21 protein-coding genes and 2 tRNA genes are annotated in these 21,611 nt (G+C 61.6%); 15 read left to right on the top strand and 8 right to left on the bottom strand.

Annotated features, from left to right (window positions below; genetic code table 11):
• Positions 1-79: 79 nt before the first annotated feature.
• Positions 80-655, bottom strand: coding sequence for an N-acyl amino acid synthase FeeM domain-containing protein (locus tag AC07TV_RS17705; RefSeq protein WP_494649688.1), 576 nt, complete (start codon positions 653-655; stop codon positions 80-82).
• An 89-nt stretch (positions 656-744) separates the two neighbouring features.
• Positions 745-1,314 (bottom strand): bactofilin family protein, encoded by a 570-nt coding sequence (locus tag AC07TV_RS17700; protein ID WP_494649687.1) that lies wholly within the window; start codon positions 1,312-1,314, stop codon positions 745-747.
• 355 nt (positions 1,315-1,669) lie between these two features.
• Here AC07TV_RS17700 and AC07TV_RS17695 point away from each other — a divergent pair, with 355 nt between their 5' ends.
• The 4 genes from AC07TV_RS17695 to AC07TV_RS17680 all read left to right on the top strand — a co-directional run bounded on the left by AC07TV_RS17695 (position 1,670) and on the right by AC07TV_RS17680 (position 5,556).
• Positions 1,670-3,073, top strand: a complete 1,404-nt coding sequence (locus tag AC07TV_RS17695; protein ID WP_494649686.1) for a sensor histidine kinase — start codon at positions 1,670-1,672, stop codon at positions 3,071-3,073.
• Complete coding sequence (locus tag AC07TV_RS17690) at positions 3,063-3,623, top strand: permease (protein WP_494649685.1); 561 nt, start codon at positions 3,063-3,065, stop codon at positions 3,621-3,623. Before AC07TV_RS17695 ends, AC07TV_RS17690 begins: the two co-directional genes overlap by 11 nt.
• Complete coding sequence (locus tag AC07TV_RS17685; RefSeq protein WP_494649684.1) at positions 3,623-5,032, top strand: sigma 54-interacting transcriptional regulator; 1,410 nt, start codon at positions 3,623-3,625, stop codon at positions 5,030-5,032. Before AC07TV_RS17690 ends, AC07TV_RS17685 begins: the two co-directional genes overlap by 1 nt.
• A gap of 182 nt (positions 5,033-5,214) precedes the next feature.
• Positions 5,215-5,556: a BON domain-containing protein gene (locus AC07TV_RS17680; protein ID WP_494649683.1), complete on the top strand. Its 342-nt coding sequence runs from the start codon at positions 5,215-5,217 to the stop codon at positions 5,554-5,556.
• Between the two features lie 36 nt (positions 5,557-5,592).
• Here AC07TV_RS17680 and AC07TV_RS17675 read toward each other — a convergent pair whose 3' ends face one another.
• Positions 5,593-5,859: a biotin/lipoyl-containing protein gene (locus AC07TV_RS17675; RefSeq protein WP_494649682.1), complete on the bottom strand. Its 267-nt coding sequence runs from the start codon at positions 5,857-5,859 to the stop codon at positions 5,593-5,595.
• Between the two features lie 65 nt (positions 5,860-5,924).
• Here AC07TV_RS17675 and AC07TV_RS17670 point away from each other — a divergent pair.
• The 4 genes from AC07TV_RS17670 (at position 5,925) to AC07TV_RS17655 (ending at position 8,274) form a co-directional block, all read left to right on the top strand.
• Positions 5,925-6,001: transfer RNA gene (locus AC07TV_RS17670), tRNA-Arg, on the top strand.
• A 63-nt stretch (positions 6,002-6,064) separates the two neighbouring features.
• Positions 6,065-6,141: transfer RNA gene (locus tag AC07TV_RS17665), tRNA-Arg, on the top strand.
• A gap of 263 nt (positions 6,142-6,404) precedes the next feature.
• On the top strand, positions 6,405-7,559 hold the full coding sequence (locus AC07TV_RS17660; RefSeq protein ID WP_494649681.1) for a GGDEF domain-containing protein: 1,155 nt from the start codon (positions 6,405-6,407) through the stop codon (positions 7,557-7,559).
• A 223-nt stretch (positions 7,560-7,782) separates the two neighbouring features.
• Positions 7,783-8,274, top strand: a complete 492-nt coding sequence (locus tag AC07TV_RS17655) for a hypothetical protein (RefSeq protein WP_494649680.1) — start codon at positions 7,783-7,785, stop codon at positions 8,272-8,274.
• 31 nt (positions 8,275-8,305) lie between these two features.
• Here the strand turns inward: AC07TV_RS17655 and AC07TV_RS17650 are convergent, their stop codons facing one another.
• The 3 genes from AC07TV_RS17650 to trmA all read right to left on the bottom strand — a co-directional run bounded on the left by AC07TV_RS17650 (position 8,306) and on the right by trmA (position 11,167).
• Positions 8,306-9,658 (bottom strand): DEAD/DEAH box helicase, encoded by a 1,353-nt coding sequence (locus AC07TV_RS17650; RefSeq protein ID WP_494649679.1) that lies wholly within the window; start codon positions 9,656-9,658, stop codon positions 8,306-8,308.
• Positions 9,659-9,724: 66 nt separating this feature from the next.
• Positions 9,725-9,994, bottom strand: coding sequence for a hypothetical protein (locus AC07TV_RS17645; protein WP_494649678.1), 270 nt, complete (start codon positions 9,992-9,994; stop codon positions 9,725-9,727).
• Between the two features lie 84 nt (positions 9,995-10,078).
• Positions 10,079-11,167 (bottom strand): tRNA (uridine(54)-C5)-methyltransferase TrmA, encoded by a 1,089-nt coding sequence (gene trmA, locus AC07TV_RS17640; protein ID WP_494649676.1) that lies wholly within the window; start codon positions 11,165-11,167, stop codon positions 10,079-10,081.
• Positions 11,168-11,392: 225 nt separating this feature from the next.
• Between trmA and AC07TV_RS17635 the strand changes: the two genes are divergently transcribed.
• From AC07TV_RS17635 to AC07TV_RS17620, 4 genes are all read left to right on the top strand, one after another.
• Entirely contained in the window at positions 11,393-11,797 is a 405-nt protein-coding gene (locus AC07TV_RS17635; protein ID WP_494649674.1) for a flagellar basal body-associated FliL family protein, read from the top strand.
• An 18-nt stretch (positions 11,798-11,815) separates the two neighbouring features.
• Positions 11,816-12,610 carry an NAD-dependent deacylase gene (locus AC07TV_RS17630; RefSeq protein ID WP_494649673.1) on the top strand — a complete coding sequence of 265 codons (795 nt, stop codon included), beginning with the start codon at positions 11,816-11,818 and terminating at the stop codon, positions 12,608-12,610.
• A 152-nt stretch (positions 12,611-12,762) separates the two neighbouring features.
• Entirely contained in the window at positions 12,763-13,317 is a 555-nt protein-coding gene (locus AC07TV_RS17625; RefSeq protein ID WP_494649672.1) for a phasin family protein, read from the top strand.
• Between the two features lie 107 nt (positions 13,318-13,424).
• A complete protein-coding gene (locus AC07TV_RS17620) occupies positions 13,425-13,604 on the top strand; it encodes a hypothetical protein (RefSeq protein ID WP_494649671.1) in 180 nt (59 codons plus the stop codon).
• Positions 13,605-13,662: 58 nt separating this feature from the next.
• On the opposite strand, the gene parC is transcribed toward AC07TV_RS17620, so the two are convergent.
• Positions 13,663-16,083 (bottom strand): DNA topoisomerase IV subunit A, encoded by a 2,421-nt coding sequence (parC, locus tag AC07TV_RS17615; protein ID WP_494649670.1) that lies wholly within the window; start codon positions 16,081-16,083, stop codon positions 13,663-13,665.
• Positions 16,084-16,350: 267 nt separating this feature from the next.
• Between parC and AC07TV_RS17610 the strand changes: the two genes are divergently transcribed.
• From AC07TV_RS17610 to AC07TV_RS17600, 3 genes are all read left to right on the top strand, one after another.
• A complete protein-coding gene (locus AC07TV_RS17610; RefSeq protein ID WP_494649669.1) occupies positions 16,351-16,938 on the top strand; it encodes a tetratricopeptide repeat protein in 588 nt (195 codons plus the stop codon).
• A gap of 34 nt (positions 16,939-16,972) precedes the next feature.
• Positions 16,973-17,791, top strand: a complete 819-nt coding sequence (locus tag AC07TV_RS17605; RefSeq protein WP_494649668.1) for a hypothetical protein — start codon at positions 16,973-16,975, stop codon at positions 17,789-17,791.
• A 214-nt stretch (positions 17,792-18,005) separates the two neighbouring features.
• Complete coding sequence (locus tag AC07TV_RS17600) at positions 18,006-20,648, top strand: cation-translocating P-type ATPase (RefSeq protein WP_494649667.1); 2,643 nt, start codon at positions 18,006-18,008, stop codon at positions 20,646-20,648.
• Here the strand turns inward: AC07TV_RS17600 and AC07TV_RS17595 are convergent.
• Positions 20,645-21,562, bottom strand: a complete 918-nt coding sequence (locus AC07TV_RS17595) for a LysR family transcriptional regulator (protein WP_494649666.1) — start codon at positions 21,560-21,562, stop codon at positions 20,645-20,647. The two genes, AC07TV_RS17600 and AC07TV_RS17595, sit on opposite strands and share 4 nt — an antisense overlap.
• Between the last annotated feature and the right edge of the window lie 49 nt (positions 21,563-21,611).

Below are 21,611 nucleotides of genomic sequence, written 5' to 3'. Positions count from 1 at the left end.
CGAGTCTACGGCCCTTCAACGCAAATGGCCAGCCTCCCGAAGCTCGGGGGCTGGCCATTTGGGTTGGGGAAGGCGGAAACTAGATGTGAAGATTGCCGAGCGGACGATGCAGCAGCACGGCCGGCGCATCAACCCGGGGGCAGGTACGTACCGTGCCGATCTGCGAGAACCCGAACTCCCGGCGGTAATACGAAGCATGGCGCGGATTGACTTCGATCACCACGTCGGTCACCCCGAAAATCGCCCGGGCATATTGGTAACTTGACCGGAAAAGCGACTTCAGAATTTCCGGGTCGTGGCAGTCCGTATCGACAGCCAGTCGGGTGACTTCGCTGATGACACGGGAGGGCTTGCGCAGGGCGGCCAACTCTTCGGCGTAGAGATTGTCGGCGAGCAGTCCGGTCGTGGAATCCCGGGAGGCGGTCAGTGTCGCTACCAGTTCGCCATCCATCCAGGCACCCAGCGTGGCGTGATTCGGGTCTTCGATCAGTTGCCGCGGTGGCGAAACCCGGTAGCCGCGCCAGGCGTACATGCGGCGTACCAGAGCGCTGCAGGCACGATGCTGATGGTAAGTGACAGCCGGGGCAACCTTGATCTCCGGCGGTTCAAAAGCCTCGCCAGAGCCCAGCGACGTGCCAAGCTGGTCTGGCAGCATTGACGCTGACATGAAACCGGGAAGGAGCCTCGAGCTCGAAGGTATGACGTTCTGCATAGATGACATTCTATGATCAATAAATAATGGAATCAACCGCCAATGGCGCTAAGCGCTTTGACCGGTTCGTCACGGAGGTGAAACGGTGTCGGCTTTTCGGCCGACAGGGCGTTGATGTCGCCGCACAACTCGCCGCCTTCGTCGATGACCAGCTTGCCGTAGCGGATCTTGCCGGTGACCTTGCCGGTGGCGTGGATGATCAGTTGCGAGCGGGCCGTCAGCTCGCCTTCAAAGCTGCCGTGAATTTCGGCGATATCGATGCTGACCTTGCCGGCGAACGAACCATTTTCGGCAATGCGGATAACCCGGCTATCCATCGTGGCCTCGACGCGCCCTTCGACGACCAGCGTGTCGCAATCGAGAATTTCTGCGCCTTTCAGTTTGACGTCGGGGCCGACGATCAGGCGGGCGCCCATGACGTTTTCAGCCATCGATTCGGTTTTTTCCGGCTGGGCGACCGGCGCGGCAGCGGCTGAAGTTGGCGCTGCGCTGGTTTCCGTTGCCGGAGACTTGAGGGGGGCGCTGGTGCTGCCCAGAATGTTATTGACCTCCTTGCGGGTGATGGCGTCATTTCGGTTGTTGAGGATCGGTTTGTTGAACATGGTGACTCCCGTTCTGAGGTTGCGATGAGTGCTTGACCGGAACTCCATTGCGATAAGCGTGCCATGTAATTAAATGTTAGTTAAATCAGTGTATTGCGAATAATTTTTAAAGTTGGATCGTGATTGGGAATCGCAATCTGTCGTGAAATTGCGACAGGTATTTTTGGTTTTGCCGCGAAAGGCAGTTAATCTAGTTGATATGCGTGTCGTGAAATTGCGACAAATTTATAAGTTATTGATATTAATAAAATAAAATGTGTATTTCGGGTGCTGTGAAGCGCGTTTTTGAGCAGGGTCTTCGTTCTTGCTCGCTGACATGGCGGTTTAAACTTCAGTTTTTAGACATAGGGCGCCGATGAATCGAATTTCCTTTCGCCAGGGGATGTTGCTTGGCTTTGCCCTGATCGTTTTGCTGCTCGGCGGCGCGGCGGTGCAAAGCTGGCTGGTTGTCGAGCGGCTGGTCGATCAGAGCCGGCGGAGCAGCGAGCAAGCCATTCAATTGACGGCGTCGATTCAGGAGCTTGGCGAGCGCACAGTCGATATCGAACGCAGCGCGCGGCAATATCTGGTGCTCGACAATCCGGTTTTTCGCCAGCGCTTTGACGAACACCTCAGCCAGTCGCTGGCCGTTGTCGATCGGCTCGATACGCTGGCCGCCGAACCGCTCCTGCCTCTGCTTGGCGGCTGGCGGATGGTGGCCGAGGCGTTGCGCAGCGGTCTTGATCAGAATATTCCGCAAGCCGAGATCATTCCCCTGCTGGCTCGCATGGCCGAGCTCGACGGGCTGTTGAAGCTGGCCGGGCAACGCTGGGTCGAAGCGCAGAATCGCAAGTCGCTGGAAGATCTTGAGACCAACCGGCTGCGCCTTGGCGGGCGCATCGCCCTGGCCCTCTGTGGCGCACTGCTCGTCGCCCTGGCCATGGGCTGGTGGCTGGTCCGGCCGGTGCGCCATCTGGAGCAGGCGATCATCCGGCTCGGAGCCAGCCGCTTCGACGAAGCCATCACGGTCGGCGGCCCGGCCGACTTGCGCCAGCTTGGCAAGCGCCTGGACTGGTTGCGCCAGCGGCTGGGTGAGCTGGAGGCGGACCGCGAGCGGGCCTTGCGCCATGTTTCGCACGAACTCAAAACCCCGCTGACGGCGCTGAAGGAGGGCGTTTCGCTATTGCGCGAGGAAGTTCCCGGGCCGCTCGCGGCAGGGCAGCGCGAGGTGGTCGATATCCTTCAGCACAACGTGATCAGCCTGCAGCAGCAGATCGAGAGCCTGCTGACGCTCAATGCCGCCGCTTTCGAGGCGCGCCGCCTGCAAATTGCCCCGACCCGGCTGCGTAAACTGCTGAGCAACGTCGCTCAGCGCCGCGAACTGCATAGCCAGTCGCGGCAGTTGAAGATCGTCATCGAGTCCTCCCAGGAAACGGCCATGCTCGATGCCGAGAAAATGACGGTGGTGCTCGACAACCTGTTGTCCAATGCCATCGATTTCAGCCCGGAGAACGGCGAAATCCGCCTCTCGGTCAGCCACGTTGAAGGGCTCTGGCGCTTTGAGTGTATCGATCAGGGGCCGGGCATCGCCGAAGAGGATCGGCAACGCATCTTCGAGCCCTTTGTCCAGGGCCAGCGCTCGCCACCGGCGCCACGCCAGGGCAGCGGTGTCGGTCTCTCCATCGTGCGCGAGCTGGTGCGGGCGATGGGCGGCGCGGTGTATCTCCTCCCGCAAGCTGCGGGCGCCCATTTTTGTGTGGAAATACCTGATGAGCAGTAGATTCCCGACGTTTTCCCGCCGCCTGGCGGTTTTCATTTTTGGCCTTTTTTTCGGGGTGACCGTGGCAGGCTGCGCCTCCGGCCCGTTGGCCAGGAAAATGCACCTTGAGGAGACCACGCCGGAAGCTGCGCTGCTCTATAACCAGAGCCTGTCGCGCATGACGCCGGCCGAGCTTGGACGCGAACGCTCGGTGCTGGCTGCCGTGCCGCAGACGACCTTCACGCAGGTCAGGATGGCTTTGCTGCTCGGCCATCCGCGCGTCCAGCAAGATCTGGGCAAGGGGCTGGCTCTACTCGAAGGCGTGCTCAAGTCGACAGAACCGGCGGCGGTTTCTTTCCACCCTCTGGCCCGGCAGCTCGCCGACAACTATCAGGAACGCATGAAGCTCGAAAGCCAGCTGGAAAAACAGGGCTTGTTATTGAACCAACAACTGAAAGATAGCCAGCGCAAGACCGCCGAGCTGCAGGAAAAACTCGACAGCCTGGCCAATATCGAACAAACGCTGATTCCGCGGCCGCGCGTGATCAGCCCGAATGGAGGCAAACGGTGATGGCCGGCGCACACGTACTGGTGGTCGATGACGACGAAGATATCCTCAAGCTGCTGACCATGCGCCTGCGCGCCAAGGGATTCCGCATTACCGCCGTCGGCTCGGCCGAGCAGGCGCTGGGCCAGATTGCCGTCGATCCGCCACGCGTTGTCGTCAGCGATGTTCGCCTGCCCGGGCTGGACGGCCTGGCCTTGTTCGAAGAAATCCGCCGGACCAGGCCAACGCTGCCGGTCATCCTGCTTACCGCCCACGGCAATATTCCCGATGCCGTCGCCGCCACCTCGCGCGGCGTTTTCGGCTACCTGACCAAGCCGTTCGACAGCCAGATCCTGCTCGAAAAGATCGACCGCGCCCTGCAACTCTCGGCGCCCACCTCGCACCCGGGTGACGAACCGCGCGCCGCGGGGAAGGGCGACGACGCCTGGATGGAGGGCGTGGTTTTTCGCAGCAGCAAGATGGCCGAACTGATGGCCGAAGCGCGCATGGTCGCCGCCTCCGACGCCAGCGTGCTGATCCGTGGCGAAAGCGGCACCGGCAAGGAGGTCCTGGCTCGCGCCATTCACCGCGCCAGTCCGCGCGCCAAGGGGCCGTTCGTCGCCATCAACTGCGGTGCCATACCTGAACAACTGCTTGAATCCGAGCTCTTCGGCCACGCCAAGGGCGCCTTCACCGGTGCCGGCGCCAGTCGCGTCGGCCTGTTCCAGACCGCCAACGGCGGCACGCTGTTCCTCGACGAAATCGGCGACATGCCGCTCGCCCTCCAGGTCAAGCTGCTGCGCGTGCTGCAGGAACGTGTCGTCCGGCCGGTCGGCACGACCAAGGCCGAGGCGGTCGACGTCCGTCTGCTCTCGGCGACCCATCGTGACCTCGATCTTGCCATGGCTCAGGGCCAGTTCCGCGAAGACCTTTATTACCGCCTCGACGTTGTGTCGCTCAACCTGCCGCGTCTCGACGAGCGGCGGGAGGACATTCCGCTGCTCGCCCTGCATTTTGTCCAGCTCCTCGCCGGCAAATACGGCAAGCCGGTCAATGGTTTCGCCCCCGAAGCACTTGAGGCGCTGGCCACGGCTGCCTGGCCGGGCAATGTGCGGCAACTGTTCAACGTCGTCGAACAAAGCTGCGCGCTGACCTCGACGCCGCTTATCCCGCTCACCCTCGTCCAGCGCGCCCTGCGCGTGCCGGTCATGGATGCCCTCAACTACGCCGAAGCCAAGCAGCGTTTCGAGCGCAACTATCTCGTCCAGCTCCTCAAGCTGACCGACGGCAACGTCGCCGACGCAGCCCGCCTGGCCGAACGCAACCGGACCGAGTTCTACCGCCTGTTGCAGAAACACGATCTGACGCCAGCCATGTTCCGCAGCGAAGGGGATGGCCCGCTGTCAGGTGGAGAAAAGGCAGTAGCCCCCTAGAAAATAGCGCTGACATTCCTGGTGATTGCAGCACGAGTCAAAAATACTGTCGTTCCCGCACGACGGAGTGCCAGTCGCCACCAACGCAAATAAATCGTAAGCAATTGATTAAAATAAACAATAATTTATTGGCACGGACTTCGCATTAGGCTAATGGCAATCAACAATAAAAGGGAATAGCCATGTTCAAACGTCACCTTATGGTCGCCTGCCTGACCGCCGCCGCTACCTTTGCCGGCCTTGGCCTTTCTGCCTTTGCCACCGATGATCCGCAAGTGCTGGCCGCCATGCTCGCCAATACCGAAGCACAGGATGCGGCGCTCGTGGACAAGGTCGAAACCCTATTGCGCACTGATATCGGCCTGGCCGGCTCGCAGTTCCGCATCCTCGCCAAATCCGCCGTCGTTACCATCGGCGGCTCCGTGCCCGACGAACATGCGCTGCGCCGGGCCCTGGACCTCGCCAGCGGGGTGCGCGGCGTGCGCGAAGTACGCAACGCCATGGAGGTCGATCTCCCAAAGTAAGGGGAGGGGGCGATTCCAGCTTCCCGAGGGCGCTGCTCAAACTGATTCCAGAGTTACCAGTAGGGCCCCTTCGGCGACTGTATCGCCCTCTATGACGTGAATTTGAACCACCCGGCCGGCGTGCGGGCTGGGTATGTCGAGCGCCACCTTGCCGGTTTCCAGCGTCAGAATATTGTCGTCACGTTCGACCATGTCGCCAATCTTGACCAGCAACTCCAGAATGAAGATGTCACCGCTCGCGCACGAGCCGCAACTCGACCAGCACTCGGGGTATTTCGGCATACGAACGAAGGAAAAAGACATCAGCTTTTTTCGGCGGAAACCTTGCATTCTACGCCAGCCTCCGTATAATGCGCCGCTCTGACAGTGCGCCCGTAGCTCAGCTGGATAGAGTACTTGGCTACGAACCAAGGGGTCGGGCGTTCGAATCGCTCCGGGCGCACCAGCAGAACAACCCGCCGAAGGTTGAAAATTTCGGCAGCAGTAGACGCAAAAGCAGTTTAGGTGTGCGCCCGTAGCTCAGCTGGATAGAGTACTTGGCTACGAACCAAGGGGTCGGGCGTTCGAATCGCTCCGGGCGCACCAAAAAACTCGCAATATCTAGCGTTTAGGCCAATCTTTGATTGGCCTTTTTGCTTTCTGGCGCCACCGTAGCTAATTCGTAGCCACAACCCCCACCGTTTTTGCTGCCTTCAAACTGGATCTTCGGTCCCCGTACCGCGCAAGATCTCCTCCTGAAAGACAAGTATGTGGTGTGGGCCATGGCTGTTTCTGGCGGGCTTGAACCCCTGCAAGCAGTAGCCCCGTCGCTTGACTAGACCCGGGCGCCGCCGCATAGTCGTGACCCCATGAAGAAGTTGGATGCCACCCCTCTGCAGGACGAAGACCTTGATCTGGCTGTGCGCGTCCGGGCGGATCAGTTGCATCTGCTTTATCAGCAATCGTTTCCGGCTATTTTCCTGAGTGTCGTTGTGGCCGTGGTGCTGTGCCAGATGCTTTGGGATGGTGTTCGGCACGAGTTGCTGATTGGCTGGCTGGCAGTAGTCTGCGCTGGTGGGGTTATGCGCTGGACCCTGTTCTGGCTGCATCGTCGCCGTCGGCCGGAAGGGCTGCAGATTCTGGGGTGGGAGCACGGATACGCAGTCACGCTGTTCATCACCACATCGTTGTGGGGGCTTGGTGTCATGTGGATCAGCAGCGAAAGCGCTCTGGTTCATCAGCTCATCGAGTTCATGTTTCTGCTCGGTATGGCGGCGGGGGCTTTCTCGCATTATTCGGCCCGGCGCTACATGGTGGTCGGGGCGATGGCCACGATTTTGCTGCCGACGATAGGCTTGTTCCTGCTCAGCGGGCAGCCGATGAAGCTCAGTCTGGGCTTCGCGGCCTTGCTGTACATGGGCCTGCTGGTGCGGGCAAGTACGGTTTGGTCGCGGGCGCAGGGTGAAAATTTCGCCTTGACCCACCGGTTGTCGGCGGCCAAGCAGAAAGCCGAGTTGATGGCGCATACGGATGATCTGACGGGGCTGGACAACCGCCGTGCTTTCTTTGATCGTGGGCAGACGCTGGCCAACTATTGCGAGCGCAACAAGTTGCCGTTGAGCATTGCGATGATCGACGCCGATTATTTCAAGCAGATCAACGACCAGTATGGCCATGCGGTGGGTGACGCAGTGTTGTGCGCGCTGGCCGATCAGTTGCGGCGCAGCCTGCGCAAGTCGGATGTATGCGGGCGGATGGGCGGCGAGGAATTCGCCATACTCTTGCCGGATACCTCGCTGGCCGAAGCCTCGGAGTTGGCTGAACGCTTGTGCAAGGCCTATGCGGCGACACCGATACGCAGTGGTGGTGTCGAGGTTGGCAACACGGTGAGTATCGGCGTGGCGAGCGATGGCTACGACATCGAACACTTGCTGCAATGCGCTGACGAGGCGCTTTATCTGGCCAAGGCGGCGGGGCGCAACCGGGTGGTTTCCGAGCTAAACGTGGAAGCGGCCCTGAGTTGATGGCGTATGGGCGGGGAGTTGGTTGAACATCAAAATGGCGCTTCTGTTGGAGCGCCATTTTTCATTTCAGCCCGGGATTTCTGATGCAGGGGCCGGCAAAGCCATTTCATTTTTGGGCATTTTTTCTGGTTGACCGTGGAATCGCTTCTGGGCGGACTGGATTCAAGGCGCAGATTGCCTGGAAAACGCCTATCGGTCATTAGCAACTGCTAATATTTTGCGCATGCTGGTCGTCAAGCAGTGGCGCCAGCCTGGCCATGTCGCTTTCGCTGTCCTGAAAGAGGGAATCGAGTTGAAAAAATCTTACTGGGTTATCGTTGTTCTGGTGTTGCTGGCCGGGCTTGACTGGTACATCCAGGCGCCGGATTCACGGTCGCGCGAATTGACCCGCGCCATCGAGGCGCAGGCCAGCCCCAAGCTGAAGAGTTATCCGTACAAGTTCTGGGTCATCAAGGTCAATGGCGCGACGGCGCTGGTCAGCACGCCGCGCAACTTTGACGTTCCGGCCTTCAAGGCGCTGGCCGTTCTCTATCCGGAGATCGACACCAAGAACCCGAACGATCCGGCTTTTATCGCGGCCGAGCAGTTGCTGGGTGAGGTGCAGTCCGAGGCACGGGCGATTGTGCTGGCCCAGCCCGGCATCAAGGATGTGAGCTGGGAACTCGACCGCGACTGGCTGAAAAAGCACTTCATCGAGGTGCCTGAAAAGCGTTGACCGGGAAGCTCCCCGGTTCCCGGTTTCTCTCTTAGCGGCCGCCGGAGCGATTCTGTTTTTGGCCGGTTTTTCCGGTTGACCGTGGAGCGCTGCCTGGACGGGCTGCTGGTCGCGCGCCGGGGCGTTTGGGGGCATCGTCGAAGCCGACCCAGTTGCTCGGCGTGCCTTTGCCGCCCCGGCCTCCCGGCATCTTTGGTTTTTTGATCTTCTTGGCGGCGATTGCGGCGGCGCCAGTCAGCGGAATCCGGTGGTCGGGTTCGAAGCCCGGCTCTTCTTCGCGGCTGAGCGTTTGCTTGAGCAGCGTTTCGATGGCAGCGAGCATCGGCGCTTCGTCGGCGCAGACCAGCGAGATGGCTTCGCCGGTGGCGCCGGCGCGGCCGGTTCGGCCGATGCGGTGGATGTAGTCTTCGGCGACGATCGGCAGGTCGAAATTGACCACGACCGGCAGGTCGTCGATGTCCAGCCCGCGGGCGGCGACGTCGGTGGCGACGAGGATCTGCACTTCGCCGGCCTTGAAGCTTTCCAGCGCACGAAGGCGGGCAGCTTGTGGTTTGTCACCGTGGATGGCGTCTGCCTTGATGCGCTTGGCGTGCAGGATGCCGACCAGTTCGTCGGCGCCGCGCTTGGTCTTGACGAAGACGAGCACCTGTCCCCATTTCCTGTCCTTGCGCATGAACAGGAAAAGCTCGGTCTTGCGCTTCTTGTCGACCGGCACCATCCACTGTTTGACGGCCTTGACGGTACTGTTGGGCGGGCTGATTTCAATGGTCAGCGGATTGCGCAGGCGGGCCTTGGCCAGGCTGCGGATAACTTCGGAGAAGGTGGCCGAGAAGAGCAGCGTTTGGCGCTTCTTGGGCAGGGCGGCGAAGACGGCATCGAGTTCGGTCGAGAAGCCGAGGTCGAGCATGCGGTCGGCTTCGTCGAGGACGAGCACCTGCACCTTGTTGAGCTTGAGGGCGTTCTGGCTGTACAGGTCGAGCAGGCGGCCGGGGGTGGCGACGAGGACATCGACGCCGCGACGCAGGCGCATCATCTGCGGGTTGATGCTGACGCCGCCGTAGGCCGCGTAGGTGCTGACGCCGCTGTGTTCGCCGTACTGGCGGAAACTGGCGTGAACCTGCTCGGCCAGTTCGCGCGTCGGCACGAGGACGAGGGCGCGCACGGAATTGCTGCCGACCTTGACGCCGTCGGTGGCCAGGCTGTGCAGGATGGGCAGCGCGAAGCCGGCAGTCTTGCCTGTGCCGGTCTGGGCTGCGGCCATCACGTCGCGCCCTTCGAGGATGGCGGGAATGGCCTGCTCCTGAATCGGCGTCGGCGTCTTGTAGCCGAGCGTTTCGAGGGATTGGAGCAGCGTGTCGGCAAGGCCGAGGGTAGCGAAGGTCATGGGCGGGGAGGAGGAAAGCAAATGGGCAATGAAGGGGCGAGTTTAACCCGCCCGTGTGGCCAGCGTTTAAACGCCAGCGGCGAGGCCTTTGCGCAGCAGGGTATCGACCACTTCGTTGAGGCCGCCTTCGCTGGTTTCCGCCAGCGTGCGCAGTTGTTCGGCCAATTCGGCATCGAGTTTGACGGCGAAGGGGATGAGGCCCTTGGCCTGGTCCAGCTTGCGCTGTTCCTTGCGGTCGAGGACGGTGCCCTGGCCAAAACGGTCGGGGGTTCCGGCCTGTTTCATGTTGCGGTCAATCTTGCTGGCCAGGCTTTTGTAGAGATCGGTTCTTTTCATGGAGAGGCTCGGGTGCGTGGCGGTGTTGGTCACCGCCACTGGGTAGCAGCCGGCCGGCGGCAGGCTGACAAGCGTGAAGCGTGATTACCGCCGCGTCAGCAGCAGGCCACACTCCAGGTGGTGCGTGTAGGGGAACTGGTCGAAGACGGCGGAAGCGGCGATCTGGTGCGTGTCTTGCAGCGCTGTCACGTTTTCGAGCAGGGTCTGCTGGTTGCAGGATATATACAGGATGCGGTCGAAGCCGCGGGCCAGTTCCAGCGTCACGGCATCCAGCCCGCTGCGCGGCGGGTCGACGAACAGCGTGGCGTGGCGGAAGGGTTCGAGGTCGATGTCCTTGAGGCGTGTGAATTCTTCGCGGCCGGCCAGGGCATCACTGAATTCCTCGCTCGACATACGGGCAATCGCGACATTCTCGACCTTATTGGCGGCCAGATTGTACTGGGCGGCATGGACGGATGACTTGCTGACTTCGGTGGCCAGCACCTGGTCGAAGAGCGGCGCCAGGGCGATGGTGAAATTGCCGTTGCCGCAGTACAACTCGACCAGATTGCCGCCAAATCCGGCCGCCTGCTGGCAGGCCCAGCCGAGCATTTGGCGATTGACGCCGCCGTTGGGCTGGGTGAAGCTGCCTTCGACCTGCTTGTAGCGCAACTGGCGGCCGTTGAGCTCGAACTCTTCGAGCACCCAGTCGCGGTCGAGCACGCGCTTTTGACCACGGCTGCGACCGATGATCCGGATGCCCAGTTCGGCCGCCATCTCTTGGGCGGCGGCTTCCCAGGCTTCATCGAGCGTGCGGTGATAAATCAGTGTGACCAGCATGTCGCCGCTCAAGGTGGCGAGAAAGTCGGCCTGGAACAGGCTGCGGCGCAGCGTCGGGCTGACGGCAAGGCGGTCGCGCAGGCGCGGCATTAGTGCGCAGATCGATTCGGCGGCCGGTGGGAAGGTGTCGAGCGTGATCGGCACCTTTGGGGCTTCCGGGTCGAACATCGCGTAGTCGAGGCGGTCGCCATCGTGCCAGATGCGGAACTCGGCGCGCAGGCGGTAATGCAGCGGCGTCGAGGCATGGGCAACGGTATTGGTCACGCCGAGCGACGCAAAGGTCTGCTCGAAATGGGCGAGTTTGCCGGCGAGTTGGGCCGGATAGGTGGCGGGGTCGTAAATGGGAAGAGGCATGATTTTGCGGGGTATTTTGGCGGTGCCAAGCCGAATATCGGGGTGGCGACCGTGAGCGAAGGGCGAAATATACGCTGGTCTGCCGGTGAGGGGGAGTATTGCGCCTGGCGGGCATTCGAAATGGTGATGGCCTGTCGTAGATCACCGTCATGGTGGCTTTTTTGGTTTTCAGCCGGTATAAAGTCCGGGTCTCCCGATGGGACATCAACCATCTTTAGGATTGTCATGAACGTTGCTCCCCGAATTGTGAATGCCCTTGTCGCGCCGCTGCTATTCGTTTTGGCGTTGCTTATGCCCTTGCCTTCGCTGGCCAGTGATCACGGCGGTGGTGGTGCCGCGCCGGAGCCCATGGTGTTCACGGTCAATCTCGGGACAGAAAATTATCTGCAGTTCGGGCTGATCCTGGAACCCGCCAAGCCCGAAGCCGCTGGTGCCATCGCCGCCTACAAGCCGAAAATCCAGCACGGGATCATCCTCCTGTTGTCGGGCAAGGAAGTGGACAAGCTGCGGACGCTCGAGGGCAAGAAAGAGCTGATCGAAGAAATCGTTGAACTGGCTAACCACGCTATCCATGAAGACGAGGAAACCGGGGTCAAGGAAGCCTTGTTTACCCGATTCCTGATCCAGTAAGCAGAAAGCTCTTTGGTAATGAAGTCGTATTCAGCCCCCGTCGAGGCTGCCCTGGATGCCGTGGCCGAACATCTTCGCCATGCCAGGAGCGCCTTGTTCATAACCGGTGCCGGCATTTCGGCGGATTCCGGTTTGCCGACCTATCGCGGCGTTGGTGGTCTGTACGACAGCGAGGCAACCGAAGAGGGCTTGCGGATTGAGGACGCGCTGTCCGGCGAGGTATTTTCCATGCGCCCGGACATTACATGGAAGTACCTGATCCAGATCGAAGAAAACTGCCGTGGCGCCAAACCAAACGCCGCGCATTTCGCCATTGCCAGCCTGGATGAGCATCTCGACCGGGTCATGGTATTCACGCAGAACGTCGATGGCCTGCACCGTCAGGCCGGTAGCCGCGAAATCGTCGAGATTCACGGCAACCTGCAGGAACTGGAATGTACCGAGTGCAGCCATGAAGAAGCGGCTGCCGACCTGAGCGGCCGGGAAGTGCCGCCCTTGTGCCCGCAGTGCGGCGGTGTCTTGCGGCCCAAGGTGGTGCTTTTCGGCGAAGCCTTGCCGGAGGAACCGCTGGACCGTTTTATCGACGCCTTTCAGCAAGGTTTTGACATCGTTTTTACCATCGGGACGTCGAGTATCTTTCCCTATATTACCCAGCCGGTCGTCCTGGCAGCCGGCAGTGGTATTCCGACCGTGGAAATCAATCCGGCGCGCACCATGCTCACCGATATCGTCGATTTTTACCTGCCGCTCGGCGCCGCCGAAGCGATGACTGCAATCCTTGAAAGAGTCGGCCTGGAGCCGCGCGCCGCCTAAACCGTTGGGAATTTCCAACACATTTTTTCAGGTAATTGGTGCAGTGCACAAAAAGCTGTTGACAAGTGTTTTCCTGTGATTAGAATGGAATCATGCTGCGGCGCAACATAACGGCCAAGGCGAATAATCACCCCAACCTCAGGAGATTCATCATGTTCACCAAACCCGAAGATTTCGCCAAGTCCAGCATCAATTCCGCTCTGTTCTTCGCCAACACCACCTTTGACGGCATCGAGCGTCTGGCCCTGTTGAATCTGGCCGCTGCCCGTTCCGTTTTCGAAGGCGCCATGTCCAACGTCAATGCTCTGCTTGGCGCCAAGGATGTCCAGTCTTTCGTCAGCATCCAGAAGGAACTGGCTTCGCCGTCCATCGACAAGGGCATGGAATACTCGCGTAATGTGATCGCCATCGCTACCGAAACCAAGGACAAGCTGGCCAAGGAAGTTGAAACCAAGGTTGCTGAAAACACCGCCAAGGTTTCCGGCCTGGTTGAAAAGGCTCTGGCTTCCGCTCCGGCTGGTTCCGAAGTGGCCGTCGCTGCCGTCAAGACCGCGATCAAGTCCGCCAACGAAGCCTACGAAGGCCTCAACAAGGCTGCCAAGCAGGCTGCTGAAGTTGCCGAAGCCAGCGTTGCTGCCGCTACCAGCGCCACGATGAAGGCTGCCAACGTCGTTGCCGCTCCGAAGGCTTCCAAGAAGGCTGCCTAAGCACCTTTTGCCTGGACATCAAAAACCGGAGCCAGCCTGCGGTTATTGATAAAAAAGCCCTTGGTCATCAAGGGCTTTTTTCTTTTCGACAATGGAAGGATTTCGCTGTGCCACATACCCACGCCCACACGAAGGCTGAAGCCATCCACGAGGCCCTTGAGGTTTTCGAGGAAGCGCACCACCATCAGCCGGACGCCCATGAAAAGGCTCGCCTTGTTTCGTATACGATCAAGGAATGGGAGCATGAAGAGGTTGAAGCCCTGCATTCGGGCGATACAGCAGCCTGATCGGGCTTGCTGAAAAGACAACCGGGCCGGCTCAATATCGAGTCCGCCCGGTTTTTTCTTATTTGCGCGGGGCTTTCATCGGCTTGCCCTTGCCGCCGCGGTTGCCACGACAGAATTCGAGGCGTTCGCCCTTGAGCTTGCCGGCAACGCCATCGACGACCGGAATGATTTCTTCCAGCGCCGTCTTGCCGGGGTCGGCATCGATCAGTTTGAGGCCACGGCCTTTCGGCAACTGGCGAACTTCGTCGATGTTGAAGACCAGCGCCCGGCCATCTTTGGTCACGCAGGCGATTTCGCCGAGCGGCGCCGGGGCGAAAACGACTGGCATTTCACCTTCGGATAGCGTCATGAAAGCCTTGCCAGCCTTGCCGCGTGACAGGAGATCGGCGCCCTGGCAGCGGAAACCGTAGCCGCCGCTGGCAGCAACCAGATAGAGCACTTCGTTCTTGATCGCCATGGCGAGGCAGGGTTTGCCGCCGTCCTGGAAATCGGCCAGCGAGGTGGCCGGAACGCCGTCGCCCTTGCCGCCGGGGATGTCCGAGGCGGGGATCGAGTAGGCGCGGCCCTTGGTGTCGAGCAGGATCAGGTTATCGACCGTCCGGCAGGGCAGGCAGGCCAGCAGTTCGTCGCCGGAGCGGAAGCTCAGTTGCGTCGGATCGATGTTGTGGCCGGTACGCGAGCGCAGCCAGCCGTGTCTGGAGACGATCAGCGTGGTTGGTTCGTCGACGATGGAGACGGTCTTGGCATCCGACATGGTGACTTTGTCGGCGGCTTCGATGAAGGTGCGGCGATCGTCGCCGTATTTCTTCGCATCTGCTTCGATTTCGGATGCGACGCAGGTGCGCAGGGCTTCTTCGGAATCGAGCAGCTTGTTGAGGCCGGCCGCTTCTTCGCGCAGCTTGGCCAGCTCTTCGCCGATCTTGATACCTTCCAGCCGCGCCAACTGGCGCAGGCGGATTTCGAGGATGTCTTCGGCCTGGATCTCGGACAGCTTGAAGTGCGCCATTAGATCGACCTTGGGGTCGTCCGATTCGCGGATGACCTTGATCACCTTGTCGATGTCGAGGAGTACGGCCAAGCGGCCTTCCAGGATGTGGATGCGCTTTTCGGCGGCGGTCAGGCGATGGCGCGTGCGCCGCTCCACGGTGGCCAGTCGGAAGCGGCACCACTCGGCGATAATGCTGTAGAGCGAAGCCTGACGCGGCGTGCCATTGACGCCGAGGACGGTCAGGTTGATCGAGGCATTGGTTTCGAGGCTGGTGTGGGCGAGCAGCATGCGCACCAAGTCATCCTGGCCTTGACGTGACGAAGCCGGTTCGATGACGAGACGGACGGCGTGTTCCTTGCCCGATTCGTCGCGCACGCCGCTTTCCGAAATCGACGACAGGAAGGCTGCCTTGAGGTTGAGCTGTTCCGGTGTGAACACCTTCTTGCCGGCTTTTTCCTTGGCAACCGGGTTTGAGCAGGCTTCGATTTCCGACAGCACGGTGGCGGTCGAGACGCCCGGCGGCAGTTCGGTGATGACCAGCTTCCACTGGCCGCGAGCCAGGTTTTCGATCTTCCACTTGGCGCGCACGCGCAGGCTGCCGCGGCCGCTGCGGTAGGTGGCGGCGATTTCCTCGGCGGTCGAAATGATCTGTGCACCGCCCGGGTAATCCGGGCCGGGGATCAGCGCCAGCACTTGGTCTTCTGTGAAATTCGGGTCTTTTATGAGGTTGACCGCAGCATTCGCCACTTCGCGCAGATTGTGGGCCGGGATTTCGGTGGCCATGCCGACCGCGATGCCGGAGGCACCGTTGAGCAGGCAGAAGGGCAGGCGGGCCGGGAGCAGGGCCGGTTCGTCGTTGGCGCCGTCATAGTTGGGCTTCCAGTCGACCGTGCCTTCGTCGAGTTCGGCCAGCAATAGCTCGGCAATCGGCGTCAGGCGGGCTTCCGTGTAGCGCATGGCGGCGGCGTTATCGCCATCACGCGAGCCGAAATTGCCCTGACCATCGACGATCGGGTAACGCAGGCTCCAGTCCTGCGCCATGCGGACCATGGCGTCATAGACCGACGAATCGCCGTGCGGGTGGTATTTACCGATCACATCGCCGACGACGCGCGCCGATTTGACGTGGCGCGGGCTCTTGTACAGACCCATCCGGTGCATGGCGTAGAGAATGCGGCGCTGTACCGGCTTCTGGCCGTCGGCCGCCGAGGGCAGGGCGCGGCCGGTGACGACGCTCATGGCGTATTCAAGATAGCGGCGGGCGGCGTAGTCGGCCGGTGATGGAATGTCGCCGGCCGGGCCGGAGGCCGATGGCGGCAAATCCGGCGGGTCGATGTCGCCCGCTTCGCCGGCAGGGGATTCGTTCATGACTGGCGGGTCGGTTTCCGCGGCGTTTTCGGCAGCCTGAAGTGGTGCCGGATTCGCTGCGAGCTCTGTCTCGGCGGGAGGAAGCGGGGCGTTCGGGTCGAAAAGTTTCAACTGGTCGGTCATGGAATTCTGTCTTTACGGCGCGGTCTAAACAAGGTGCGTGCGGATGGTAACCGAAAGAGCGGCAGATGCTGAATTGGTCATGCGGGCTGTTCTCCGCAGATGAGGATCAGCAATCCGGCATGGCCGCCGTATCGCTTGCCCTGTTTGTATCTATTGGGGATAATCGATGTGGATATGACTTTTGTCTAAGTGGCTGAAGATAAAAACAACATATCACGTTTACTATTTGCGGCCCGGGCGGTGCCCTGCCGTTTTTGGAGTTGTCCCATGCGGCTGATTCTCCTGTTTTCCTTCCTTTGTGCGTCCGTATTTGCGCAAGCAGAGCCTGAACGGACCATCCGTATTTGCGACGATACCGGCTGTTCCGATCGTCCGCGCAGTACCACCACTTTCGACCCGAATGCCGGCGGAGATCCCGAGGCCGAGCGTCGGCTGGCTGCGCTGAAGGCGAAAGCCGAAAAGGATCCGCGTGCTGCCTACGACCTCGGCTTGCGTTATTTCCGCGGCGATGGCGTGCGCCAGGACAGCTACCAGGCGCTGCAATGGATGCGCGATGCGGCCGAGCGCGGCGATCGCAAGGCGCAGACGGCGGTCGGCAAGCTATATCTGATGGGGCTGGAGGAAATGGGGTCCGATCCGGCCGAGGCCGAAAAATGGTTGTCCATCGCCGCCGGACGGGGCGACAAGGAGGCCAAAAAGCTGCTTGCCCAGGCCAGCACAGCCAAAAAGAACGAAGTTGCCTATCGCCGCTGGGTGGATACGCAGCGTGTGTATTTGCGTGAGTACTGGCAAAGCCGCTACACCTACCGTTGGTACTGGAGCAACAGCGGCTGGTACTACCGTGACGATTATTGAACCGATTTAATGACCCAACAGAAAGTTGAAAATCATGAACGTCAAGAATTCCCCTCTTTTTGTCAGTGCTGCGGCAGCCTTGATGCTCGCTGGTTGCGGTGGCATGGTTCAGACCGGCAATGCGCCGACCGCGGCCACCGGTGCGGCGGCGGGCGGCACCAGCGTCGGCGCCAATCCCAGCCTGGAACGTTGTCCGGCGCCGCTCGGCACGCTGGCCGTCGATGATGGCCGCAACAAGGACTGGTATGGTGCCTTCGGCCGGGCGACCAAGGTAACCACCATCGAACCGTTGATCCGCCTGGCCGTGCAGCAGTCCAACTGCTTCGTCATTACCTCGATCGGCAATGAACGCCTGGACAACAAGATGTCGGCAATTACTGACAAACAGCGCAACTCCGGTGAATACCGGGCCGGGTCGAAGCAGCAGAAGGGCCAGCGTGTTGCGGCCGACTATTTCATGGAGCCGTCGATTGTTGTCGATCAGTCGCCGACCGGCCGTCTGGCCGGTGCCGTTGGCGGTGCGCTGCTCGGCGGCCGGGGTGGCCAGGTGATCGGCGCCGGCATGGAAAGCAAGGTTTCGGTCGTCACTCTGTCGCTGTTCGATATTCGCTCGTCGGTGCAGATCGCCATTTCCGAAGGCAATTCGACGGCGACCAACTTCGGTGCCGTGCTCGGCGCCTTTGGTGGCGGAGCAGCCGGTGGCCTGGGCGGTTTCTCGCAGACGCCGGAAGGCAAGGCGACCGTTGCGGCATTTGTCGATGCCTACAACAGCATGGTCATCTCGCTGCGCAACTACAAGGCGCAGGACGTCAAGGGCGGCCTGGGTCGGGGCGGTACGCTGAAGGTGAATTGATCGACAAACGCGCACCGCTTGGTGAGCGTGAAGAATGTCTCCACAGCAAGGGCGCCAGTTTCATCGGCGCCTTTTCATTTCATTTTTGCGATTTTTTCCGGTTGACCGTGGGAATCGTCGCAAAACCCGAAATTGGATGGCTCGAATGCCATCCGGGTGCTATGAATAAAGGACTGAAACAACATACTCGGGCTAGGCCATGGAGCATTCCGGCATGCAGATCGCCCGGCAGACGCCGGCCGAGGCATTGGCTGCGCTGGACAGCGCTCCCGATGGTCTGAGCGCCAGGGAAGCAGCGCGCCGGCTGGAGGAGTTCGGCCTGAATCGCGTCGAAGCGGCGGCGCGGACGCCTTGGTGGCTGAACCTGCTCGGTGAATTCACCCACTTTTTCGCCTTGATCCTGTGGTTCGCCGCCATTCTCGCCTTTGTCGCCGCCTATCTGCAGCCGGGCGAGGGCATGTTGGAGCTTGGGCTGGCCATTCTCGGCGTCATTCTGGTCAATGGCGGCTTTTCCTTCTGGCAGACCTATCGCGCCGAGCAGGCGCTGGCGGCGCTCGAAAAGCTCCTGCCGCAGAGCGTCAAGGTGCGTCGCCACGGGCAGGAGATCGATATTCCAGCCGATCAACTGGTGCCCGGCGACATCTTGCTGTTGATCGAAGGGGCCAAGGTGCCGGCCGATTGCCGGCTGGTCGAGAGCTGGGGGCTGCGCGTCAATCTGTCGACGCTGACCGGTGAAACCTACCCGAAGGCGCGCAGCGAAGCAGCCGAGACTGCCGCCGCCTTCGACCCGCTGGCGGCCCATTGCCTGCTGCTGGCCGGCACGCTGGTCGTGTCCGGCGAAGGCCGCGCCGTGGTGTACGCCACCGGGATGCGGACCGAGTTTGGCCACATCGCCCATCTGACCCAGTCGACCGGCGATACCGAGTCGCCGCTGCAAGGCGAAATCCGCCGGGTGTCGCGGCTGGTGGCCATGCTGGCGCTTGGCCTTGGCGTCATTTTCTTCCTGCTCGGCCAGGCGATCGGCCTGCCTTTCTGGGCCAACATGATGTTCGCCATCGGCATCATCGTCGCCAACGTGCCGGAAGGCCTGCTGCCGACCGTGACGCTGTCGCTGGCTCTGGCCACCCAGCGCATGGCTCGGCGCCATGCCCTGGTCCGCCATCTGCCGGCGGTTGAGACCATGGGTTGCGCGACAGTCATCCTGACCGACAAGACCGGCACGCTGACGCAGAACCGGATGGCGGTGCGCGAATGGTTTGCCGGCGGTCGCCACCACCTCGCAGCCGAGCGCTGGCCGGCGGCGCGCGAGCCGCACCTGCGCGCCGTTGCCCGTTATTGCCAGAGCCTGAAATTTACGGATGGCAAGCCGAATGGCGACCCGATGGAGATCGCGCTCTGGCAGTTTGCCGGCGAATTGCCGATGCCCTGGAAATTCGCCGGCGAAATCGCCTTCGATGCCGAGCGGCGGCGCATGTCGGTCTATAGCCGCGCGGTGGATGGTAGCGGCGTGCTGCTCTGCAAGGGCGCACCGGAAAATTTGTTGCCGCTATGCACGACCTGGCTGGCCGGCAATACCATCAAACCGCTCGATGCCGATGCCCGCGAGAACTTTAGGCTGGCCCATGAAGACCTGGCCAGCCGTGGCCTGCGCGTCATTGCCTGTGCCTGGAAGCCGCTGGCCGCCGACGAGGCGCCGAACGAAGAGGGCATGGCCCTGTGCGGCCTGATCGGCCTCGAAGATCCGCCTCGGCCGGATGTTCATGAGGCGGTTGGCCGCTGCCATTCGGCCGGCCTGCGCGTCATCATGTGCACCGGCGATCATCCGCGCACGGCGCTGGCGGTTGGCCGCGAAATCGACATGATCCGCAGCGCATCGCCGCGCGTCATGACCGGCGACGAGGTGCGCCAGATGAGCGCCGCCAGCCTGCAAATCGCCCTCGATGCGCCCGAGGTGATCTTCGCCCGGGTCACCGCCGAGCAGAAAATGATCATCGTCCAGGCCCTGCAGGCCAAGGGCGAGATCGTCGCGGTCACCGGCGACGGCGTGAACGACGCCCCGGCCCTGCGCATGGCCGACATCGGCATCGCCATGGGCCTCTCCGGCACCGACGTAGCGCGCGAGGCGGCCGACATCGTGCTACTCGACGACCACTTCGGCACCATCGTCAATGCCATCGAGGAGGGCCGGGCGGTCTATGAAAACATCCGCAAGTTCATCACCTACATCCTGACCTCGAACATTCCCGAACTGATTCCCTATCTGGCTTTCGTGCTCTTCCGCATTCCGCTGCCGCTGACCGTGATCCAGATTCTCGCCGTCGATCTCGGCACCGACATGCTGCCAGCCCTTGCCCTGGGCGCTGAAAAACCGTCGGCCGACGTCATGCTGCGCCCGCCACGGCGACGTGACGAACGCCTGCTCTCCGGCGGCCTGCTCGCCCGGGCCTACCTCTTCCTCGGCCCGCTCGAAGCGCTCGGCGCCATGGCCACCTTCTTCTTCGTGCTGCACGGATTCGGCTGGCAGTACGGCGAAACGCTGGCGCTCGGCGATCCGCGCTACCTGCAGGCCACCTCGGCCTGCCTGATGGCCATCGTGCTGGCGCAGATGGTCAATCTCTTCGTCTGTCGCCATCCACGTCTGCCGGCCTGGCGTTTCCCGTTGCTCGAAAACCGCTGGCTGCTCGCCGGGCTGGCCAGCGAAGTGGGGCTGATGGCGGCGATTCTCTACACGCCGTGGGGGAACAGCCTGTTCGGCACGGCACCACTGGCGCTTGACGTTTTCCTCTACGCCTTGCCTTTTGCGCTCTTCCTTGGGCTGGCCGAAGAGACGCGCAAGTGGTTCATCCGACGCGGCTAGGCCGGCGTCTCGCGCAGGCGCTCGGCGAGGAAATCGACAAACACGCGAATCTTCGGCGGCAGATGCGTTTGCGGTAGCCAGATTGCCCACGCCGTCTGGCCGAAGGGGCCGACCGGCGTCCATTCGGGGAGCAGCGGAATCAGCCTGCCATCGGCGATTTCGCGGTCCACGGCGTAGTTCCAGACCAGCCCGATGCCCATGTCGGCGAGCAGCAGGTCGCGCACCACCTCGCTGTTATTGACCACGACGTTGCTCGTGACGCGGACCCGTGCCTCTTCGCTACCGCGCTGAAAACGCCATTCGTTGCCGAATTCGCGCAGGCCGTAATGCAGGCAGTTGTGGCCGGCGAGGTCGGCCGGGGTTTCGATTTTTTGGCCTTTTATCCGGTTGACCGTGGAACATAGCCGGTAGCGCACCGGCATCAGCGCCTTGGCCACCACCTGCTCGGGCGGCGTGCGGGTCAGGCGCAGGGCGACGTCGTAGCCTTCATCGACGAGATCGACCATTCGGTCGAGCAGGGTCAGTTGCAGCTCGATTTCCGGATAGCGGGCGAGGAATTCGGGAATCAGCGGCGCCAGGCAGAGCTTGCCGAAAGTCACCGAGGCCGTGACGCGCAAGGTGCCGCGCGGCGCCTCGACCAGACCGGCGGCCAGGCGGGCGCTTTCGTCGAGCAGGGCGACGCCCTGCGCGGCGCGCTCGTAAAGCACGCGGCCGGCTTCGGTCATCGACATGGCGCGCGTCGTGCGCTGCAGCAGACGCAGGCCGAGCTGCTTTTCCAGCCGGTTGATGCGCTTGCTGACGGCCGATTTGGTCAGGCCTATGGTCCGCGCCGCCGCTGAAAAGCCTTGCGTATCGACGACTCGGACGAAAACGGCAAGGTCGGATAAATGATCGAGCTGGTTGATTGTTTCCATGAGGCAACAAACTGTTGTACGGATGGTGGATTGTATCGATAAACAACCG

The sequence above is a fragment of the Azonexus sp. GW821-FHT04F04 genome, assembly GCF_059420025.1.
This window is presented reverse-complemented; position numbering and strand designations above follow the sequence as displayed.

What these genes read in the sequence shown, in the direction of transcription:
- AC07TV_RS17600 (WP_494649667.1), top strand. Translation starts at nt 18,006, where the DNA reads ATGCAGATCGCCCGGCAGACGCCGGCCGAGGCATTGGCTGCGCTGGAC.
- AC07TV_RS17610 (WP_494649669.1), top strand. Translation starts at nt 16,351, where the DNA reads ATGCGGCTGATTCTCCTGTTTTCCTTCCTTTGTGCGTCCGTATTTGCG.
- AC07TV_RS17695 (WP_494649686.1), top strand. Translation starts at nt 1,670, where the DNA reads ATGAATCGAATTTCCTTTCGCCAGGGGATGTTGCTTGGCTTTGCCCTG.
- AC07TV_RS17650 (WP_494649679.1), bottom strand. Translation starts at nt 9,658, where the DNA reads ATGACCTTCGCTACCCTCGGCCTTGCCGACACGCTGCTCCAATCCCTC.
- AC07TV_RS17680 (WP_494649683.1), top strand. Translation starts at nt 5,215, where the DNA reads ATGTTCAAACGTCACCTTATGGTCGCCTGCCTGACCGCCGCCGCTACC.
- AC07TV_RS17605 (WP_494649668.1), top strand. Translation starts at nt 16,973, where the DNA reads ATGAACGTCAAGAATTCCCCTCTTTTTGTCAGTGCTGCGGCAGCCTTG.
- AC07TV_RS17675 (WP_494649682.1), bottom strand. Translation starts at nt 5,859, where the DNA reads ATGTCTTTTTCCTTCGTTCGTATGCCGAAATACCCCGAGTGCTGGTCG.
- AC07TV_RS17630 (WP_494649673.1), top strand. Translation starts at nt 11,816, where the DNA reads ATGAAGTCGTATTCAGCCCCCGTCGAGGCTGCCCTGGATGCCGTGGCC.
- AC07TV_RS17700 (WP_494649687.1), bottom strand. Translation starts at nt 1,314, where the DNA reads ATGTTCAACAAACCGATCCTCAACAACCGAAATGACGCCATCACCCGC.
- parC (WP_494649670.1), bottom strand. Translation starts at nt 16,083, where the DNA reads ATGACCGACCAGTTGAAACTTTTCGACCCGAACGCCCCGCTTCCTCCC.
- AC07TV_RS17705 (WP_494649688.1), bottom strand. Translation starts at nt 655, where the DNA reads ATGCTGCCAGACCAGCTTGGCACGTCGCTGGGCTCTGGCGAGGCTTTT.
- trmA (WP_494649676.1), bottom strand. Translation starts at nt 11,167, where the DNA reads ATGCCTCTTCCCATTTACGACCCCGCCACCTATCCGGCCCAACTCGCC.
- AC07TV_RS17690 (WP_494649685.1), top strand. Translation starts at nt 3,063, where the DNA reads ATGAGCAGTAGATTCCCGACGTTTTCCCGCCGCCTGGCGGTTTTCATT.
- AC07TV_RS17595 (WP_494649666.1), bottom strand. Translation starts at nt 21,562, where the DNA reads ATGGAAACAATCAACCAGCTCGATCATTTATCCGACCTTGCCGTTTTC.
- AC07TV_RS17635 (WP_494649674.1), top strand. Translation starts at nt 11,393, where the DNA reads ATGAACGTTGCTCCCCGAATTGTGAATGCCCTTGTCGCGCCGCTGCTA.
- AC07TV_RS17655 (WP_494649680.1), top strand. Translation starts at nt 7,783, where the DNA reads ATGCTGGTCGTCAAGCAGTGGCGCCAGCCTGGCCATGTCGCTTTCGCT.
- AC07TV_RS17625 (WP_494649672.1), top strand. Translation starts at nt 12,763, where the DNA reads ATGTTCACCAAACCCGAAGATTTCGCCAAGTCCAGCATCAATTCCGCT.
- AC07TV_RS17685 (WP_494649684.1), top strand. Translation starts at nt 3,623, where the DNA reads ATGGCCGGCGCACACGTACTGGTGGTCGATGACGACGAAGATATCCTC.
- AC07TV_RS17660 (WP_494649681.1), top strand. Translation starts at nt 6,405, where the DNA reads ATGAAGAAGTTGGATGCCACCCCTCTGCAGGACGAAGACCTTGATCTG.
- AC07TV_RS17645 (WP_494649678.1), bottom strand. Translation starts at nt 9,994, where the DNA reads ATGAAAAGAACCGATCTCTACAAAAGCCTGGCCAGCAAGATTGACCGC.